Genomic DNA, 914 nt, shown 5'->3' on the forward strand with positions numbered 1-914 from the left:
CTGATCGCCGTCGAACACGTCGCGCGACACGAGGCTCACAGCAGTTCCACGATCGTGGCGTTCGCCATGCCGCCGCCCTCGCACATCGTCTGCAGGCCGAAGCGGATGCCGTCGCGGCGCATGCGGTGCACCATCGTGGTCATCAGGCGAGCGCCCGAGGCCCCCAGCGGGTGGCCCACTGCGATGGCCCCGCCCAGCGGATTGACCCGGGCCGGGTCCGCGCCCAGTTGGGCGGTCCAAGCCAGTGGCACCGAGGCGAACGCCTCGTTGACCTCGAACACTCCGATGTCGCTGATACCGAGTCCGGCCCGCCACAACACCATCTCGGAGGCAGGAATCGGTGCCGTCAGCATCAGCACCGGGTCTGCACCGGCCACCGCTCCGGCGACGTAGCGGGCCATCGGAGTCAGCCCCAGATCGGCGGCCCTGTCGGCGGTGGTGATCAGCAGGGCGGCGGCGCCGTCGGAGATCTGTGACGAATTACCGGCGTGGATCAGCCCGTCCTCGATGAACAACGGCTTGAGCTGTCCGAGGGTCTCGATGCTGGTGCCACGGCGCAACCCCTCGTCGGTATCGAATTCTCCGGTCTCCGTGGAAAGTACGATGATTTGCGCGTCGAATGCACCGGAGTCGATAGCCGCGGCGGTCCGCTGATGCGACGCTGCGGCGTAGGCATCGAGATCGACCCGCGTCAATCCCCACTTTCGTGCCACCGCCTCGGCGCACAGTCCCTGATTGAACGAGAAATCGTCAAACCGCTGCATAACCCTCGGGCCGTATGGGAATCCACTTTGCCGCGTTACGCCAAGCGGCAGTCGGCTCATGGATTCCACCCCACCCGCTACTATTACGTCGCAGGCGCCGGCGGCGACCGCTTGGGCGGCGAAATCCACTGCCTGCTGGCTCGATCCGCA

The 914-nt window shown here is 66.5% G+C and carries 1 protein-coding gene; it reads right to left on the bottom strand.

Features of this window, described 5'->3' with window-relative positions:
* Positions 1-35: 35 nt before the first annotated feature.
* On the bottom strand, positions 36-914 hold an 879-nt coding region (locus A5688_RS13815), incomplete at its 5' end, for a thiolase family protein (protein ID WP_082995941.1).

The organism is Mycobacterium mantenii, assembly GCF_001667865.1.
Lineage (GTDB): Bacteria > Actinomycetota > Actinomycetes > Mycobacteriales > Mycobacteriaceae > Mycobacterium > Mycobacterium mantenii_A.